General features: G+C 71.0%; 4 protein-coding genes. 1 reads left to right on the top strand and 3 read right to left on the bottom strand.

Going from position 1 to position 2,018, the window contains the following annotated elements; translation table 11 throughout:
* Nucleotides 1-432, bottom strand: a 432-nt coding sequence (locus tag EBH09_RS32020; protein ID WP_153182752.1) for a MarR family winged helix-turn-helix transcriptional regulator, incomplete at its 3' end; no start/stop codon positions are given.
* A 131-nt stretch (nucleotides 433-563) separates the two neighbouring features.
* Between EBH09_RS32020 and EBH09_RS32015 the strand changes: the two genes are divergently transcribed.
* Nucleotides 564-932: a DUF779 domain-containing protein gene (locus tag EBH09_RS32015; RefSeq protein ID WP_121750343.1), complete on the top strand. Its 369-nt coding sequence runs from the start codon at nucleotides 564-566 to the stop codon at nucleotides 930-932.
* Nucleotides 933-1,001: 69 nt separating this feature from the next.
* Here the strand turns inward: EBH09_RS32015 and EBH09_RS32010 are convergent, their stop codons facing one another.
* A complete protein-coding gene (locus EBH09_RS32010) occupies nucleotides 1,002-1,196 on the bottom strand; it encodes a hypothetical protein (protein ID WP_121750342.1) in 195 nt (64 codons plus the stop codon).
* A gap of 116 nt (nucleotides 1,197-1,312) precedes the next feature.
* Nucleotides 1,313-2,018, bottom strand: a 706-nt coding sequence (locus EBH09_RS32005; RefSeq protein WP_238697500.1) for a phosphatidylinositol-specific phospholipase C/glycerophosphodiester phosphodiesterase family protein, incomplete at its 5' end; no start/stop codon positions are given.

Raw genomic sequence — 2,018 nt, 5'->3', positions numbered from 1 at the left:
GGCGTCCAGGGCGGAGCCGAGCGCGCCCTGCTGGCCCTCGGTGAGTGAGGTCAGGGCGTGGCGGATGAACGCGGTCTCCAGTTCCCGCACCTCGGACAGCCGCTCACGGGCCATGGCCGTGAGGTGGAGGTGGGCGACCCGCTTGTCGGCGCTGTCCCGCCTGCGCTCCAGGTCGCCCTGCTCGGTGAGCTGGGAGACCAGGGCGCTGACGTTGTTCGGCTTCATCAGCAGGGCCTCGGCGGCCTCGCGCACGGTGGCACCCTCACGCTGGGCGACGAACCGCAGCAGCGCGAGCCGGCCCTCCGGGGGCTTGGGGTGCGGGTACTGGGCGGCGACCTGCCGGTCCAGCGCCCGGTGCAGCGCGGGAAGGCACGCCGCGAGGCCGGAGGCCAGACGGTCGATGTCCCGGCGAGGGGTGCTGGAGTCGGTCACCCGACGATAATAGGTATGGATAAATAGGTATGTCAAAAGAGCAAAAGCCGCCCGGTACGGGCACTCGGACTCGCGGGCCCTCGCACCCCTCGCAACGCGCTCGCAACCTTCCCCGTGCTGGGATGGGCCCCATGGGCGACACATACGAGGAGACCCCCCGCGTCGAGCTGACCCCCGGTGCCGCCGCACTGCTGCGGCGGCTCCGCGAGGCGCACGGCCCGCTGATGTTCCACCAGTCCGGCGGCTGCTGCGACGGCAGCGCGCCCATGTGTTACCCGGCCGGCGAGTTCCGCACCGGCGGCGCGGACGTCCTGCTCGGCGAACTGGCCGTCGAGGGCGTCGAGGAGCCGGTGGAGTTCTGGATGTCGCGCAGCCAGTACGAGGTGTGGAGCCACACCCGGTTGATCGTGGACGTCGTCGCGGGCCGGGGCAGCGGCTTCTCACTGGAGGCGCCCGAAGGAGTGCGCTTCCTCATCCGCTCACGGGTCGTGGGCGCCTAGCGGTACGCCCCGCGGCACGGTGAACGTCCACGTCTGGTTCTACGGCTACGGCTACGTCTACGTCTACGTCTACGGTCTGAGGCTGCCCACGATGTCCGCCGTCGCGGTCAGTCCGCTGCTGATGGTCGGGGCGATGCTCGTGCTCGCCAGATAGAAGCCGAGCAGCAGGCACACCAGTGCGTGCGAGACCTTCAGCCCGCCGTTGCGCAGGAAGATCACCGCCAGGACGGACAGCAACAGCACCACAGAGATGGAAATGGCCATCGTCAACCTCCTCCGCCACGTCCACTTCGCGGCGTTCGGCCGTAAGTGTGGCGTAGCGGAGGGTTCGTCCGGGCGGCTGACCTGTCCTCCGAACGAGTGGTGTTCCCGGCGGTGTCCTACGCGTCCCGGGTTGCGTCGAGGAACGCCTCGAGACCCGCGAGGTCGTCGGTGTTCAGGTGGTCGACGCCCGCGGCGAGCAGTTCGGCCCATACGGCGTCCCGTGCGGGGCCCGCCACGTCGGGCGTGGCCCAGAACCGCACCCGCTGTCCGCGCGAGTGCGCCGCGTCGACGATGTCCCGCAGCCTGCGCCGCTCGGCCGCCGGGAATGCGCCGACGCCCCGCCAGGTGAAGTTGAGCGTCCAGTTGTCGCTGATCAGCGGGACGAAGGAGGCCGGTGCGGAGCCGCCGAGGTCGGTGAGGCGGCCGTCGTAGAAGGCGCGGCGGGTGCGCTGGGCCTCCATGGGCGCGCGGGCCGCCCGGTCGCCGGAGATCACCGCGGTGACCGCGCCGGGGAACACCCGTCCGTGGGCGTAGGTGGTGAACAGGTGCTTGTAGCGGCGCAGATGGCGGTCGAGTTCGAGATACGTCGACGATCCCTCGGTCTTGATGTCGATCAGGAGCTGCAGGGCGCGGCGGTCCCGCCGGTACACCCGGCCGTGGTGGGCGCGGACGCGGGCGGCGAGGGGGTCGAGGTAGAGGGATTCCAGGGTGCGGGACGGGTCGAGGTCCTCGGGGTCGTGGGCGACGAGGAGTTGGCCGCCGACCAGGTAGATGTCGGCCTCGACGCTGCCGAAGCGGTGGTCGAGGGCGTCGAGGAGGGGG

Origin of the sequence: Streptomyces sp. E2N166, assembly GCF_003671715.1 — a bacterium.
Classification (GTDB): domain Bacteria; phylum Actinomycetota; class Actinomycetes; order Streptomycetales; family Streptomycetaceae; genus Streptomyces; species Streptomyces thinghirensis.
The sequence above is the reverse complement of the archived record's forward strand: the minus strand, read 5'-3'. Positions and strand labels throughout refer to the sequence as shown.

What these genes read in the sequence shown, in the direction of transcription:
- EBH09_RS32010 (WP_121750342.1), bottom strand. Translation starts at nt 1,196, where the DNA reads ATGGCCATTTCCATCTCTGTGGTGCTGTTGCTGTCCGTCCTGGCGGTG.
- EBH09_RS32015 (WP_121750343.1), top strand. Translation starts at nt 564, where the DNA reads ATGGGCGACACATACGAGGAGACCCCCCGCGTCGAGCTGACCCCCGGT.